2 protein-coding genes are annotated in these 2,389 nt (G+C 70.2%); both read right to left on the reverse strand.

What is annotated here, in order from left to right; translation table 11 throughout:
• Window positions 1-135: 135 nt before the first annotated feature.
• The gene (locus LCE31_RS02950; RefSeq protein ID WP_225012353.1) at window positions 136-1,026 is read right to left on the reverse strand and encodes a hypothetical protein; all 891 of its coding nucleotides are present in this window, start codon (window positions 1,024-1,026) and stop codon (window positions 136-138) included.
• A gap of 570 nt (window positions 1,027-1,596) precedes the next feature.
• Window positions 1,597-2,046, reverse strand: a complete 450-nt coding sequence (locus tag LCE31_RS02955) for a hypothetical protein (protein WP_225012354.1) — start codon at window positions 2,044-2,046, stop codon at window positions 1,597-1,599.
• Between the last annotated feature and the right edge of the window lie 343 nt (window positions 2,047-2,389).

Below are 2,389 nucleotides of genomic sequence, written 5' to 3' on the forward strand. Positions count from 1 at the left end.
CCCCCCCGCGCGCCCGGCCGCCCCCCCCCCCCCCACCCCCCCCCCCCCCCCCCCCGCCCCCCACACTCGAACGCCGGGATGCAACGGTGAGATTGCCGTCTTCGCTGTCCGGTCGGAACACGGGCGTCGGCGCGGTCACATCTGGGGGTCCAGGAACTCGGCGATATCGGCTTCCCTGTAGTAGGGCGCATCGGCCACCGTGATGAAGGGGTCGGGAGCGCTCTTGCGCTTGAGGAGCGTCTTCACTCTCTCGCGACGCTGCCCGGGCGTGAGCCTGGCGGAGGCCGTAAGCAACCGTTCTGCGATCTGGCTACGGGAGATCAGGCCGTGCGCCGGGAGGACCTGCGCCGCAGCCTGCCGCAGGTAGCGGGACGCGATGGTGGTGCTCACCCCAAGTTCCTCCGCTAGGGTGCGGCTGGTCAGGGATTCGCCGCTGTCGAGTGCCATGCTCAGGCGCCTGACGACTTCCTTACAGCGGGTGTCCTTGGTGCCGGATTCCGCCGCGATCTCCGCGGGCCGGGGGCCGGTGTATCCCGGGCGGGTGGTGTCGTACCACAGAAACCAGGCGGCGACCTCATCGGCGTCAAACGTGCGGTCGAATTCGTCGCGCGGTGGGAACGGTCGCTCGGGGTGCTCTCGGTAATCGATGGCGAGCAGCCGCACCGCGGTCGGTGTCACACCGCGAAGACGCGCCATGTCAACCCACCGCCACCGTTCGCCGGGCGCGTGCGGCATGAGACGGGGCTCCGCGGCGAGCCGTGGCCCTCGGCTCACCTGCGGCGCCCGCTCGTCGGCGCCGAAGAGCTGTTTGCGCACCCACTGCGCGCCCTCGTCGATGGGAAAGAGCTGGACTCGCCGCGCACCGGTCCGCGCTTTGTCGGCGAACGTCGGATCGGAGTCCAGCCAATTCCGGACTGTCTTCTCAGCGACGCCAGCGAGGTGCGCGAAGTCCTTGCGCGTGAGTTCCGGGGCCTCGCGGCGCAGCTGGGCAAGTCGCTGCTCGAACTGTTCTCTGGTCGTGGTCATCGTGGCCCATCCTGTCTCATGCAAGGCCCTACACTGTCGGATACCGCAGGGTGGTGCCTTGGTACTGCGCTTGTGGGTTCCAGGGGCCGGCGGCTTTGCCCAAGTCAGCACACTCCGGTGATGCTGGTACGGACTTCGTCCGTGTCGCCGGCCCCGCTTCCGTCCATGAAGCTCCCGGCTGGGCGGATGTCTGAGGCGCGGCAAATCACTGGACGATGGCCTTTGCGCTCTCGTCGGCGCCGCGCATGACTCCCCCGCCGAGTTGTACCTTGTGGCTCGCCGCCCGCGCGACGTCCGCGTGGGTGTGTTTGCGTGCCCGCGGCGGCAGACACGGCAAGGCTCCGCCCCTGAGGGTCGTTCCGGGTGGGCGCATCGAAGGTCCGCCCACCCGCAAAGAGGTCCGGGCCCCGGGACCCCGCCGCGTGACGTGTCCTGCCGGTCGCTGGAACGGGGTTCTCGTGCATCTTCGAGCTGCGCGCCGCACTCGCTAGGTTGCAGTTTTGGGACGTCGTTCTCCAGTCCCGGCCGCCTGGCGGCGTCGAGGTGGCGCCTGCCAGGCAGCCGGCCGGATCAACGCCGCGGGATCTGGGCCGCGTAGGCGGTGATCACTGCGTGCGCCGCCGTCTCACTGAGGTAGAGGATCTCCATGTTGCACACGGCGGTCATATCCGGGGCGGACAGTTCGAGGAGAACGAAGCCTTCTGCCTGCCAGCGCCCGGACAACTTCGAGGTGTACGTGGGGGTATCGAAATCCTCCTCGTTGTAGCCGGGAAGAGGACGGCTGTCGACCACGCCCAACAGACCCGCAGTCTGCTCGCTCAGCCAGCGAGCGGCGTCGCCCTGGTAGTCGGCCAGGTCGTGGAAGGCGACGTCCCCGCTATCAGGGGAGTCGTCGACCGCTGCGAGGATGGCGGGCACCAGGCTGAGCGGCAGAAGGTCGAAACGGACGCTGTGTTCGTGGCGTGCGTAGGTGTTGAGCCATCGGCCCGAGGTGGCACCGTGGCCGAACGTCACTTCCACCCACGGCGATTCGGCGGGGCGCGAGCGAGCCACACGGGGCAGGACGCCTCGCATGAGCAAGAGCCGGATTGCGGCTCGGGCCGTGCGGTTGTGCTGGATGGTACGTGCGACGCGCGCGCGAGCTTCATACCGAGGGTTTAGGTAGTCCATGGGCGCTCCTGAAGGTGTGGGCGCCGGGCCCGGTTTGCCCTCCGGGCCCGGCTAACGGGGCGAAGGTGGGGGCGCGGGGGGGGGGCCCCCCCGGGGGGCCCCGCCCCGCCCCCCCCCCCCCCCCCCGCCCCCGGGCGCCGGTTGAGCTCACAGCGGTTTCGGCCGGCCGCGGTCGTGGGGGGGGGGGGGGGGC

This window comes from Streptomyces sp. 8L (genome assembly GCF_020176795.1).
Lineage (GTDB): Bacteria > Actinomycetota > Actinomycetes > Streptomycetales > Streptomycetaceae > Streptomyces.

What these genes read in the sequence shown, in the direction of transcription:
- LCE31_RS02950 (WP_225012353.1), bottom strand. Translation starts at nt 1,026, where the DNA reads ATGACCACGACCAGAGAACAGTTCGAGCAGCGACTTGCCCAGCTGCGC.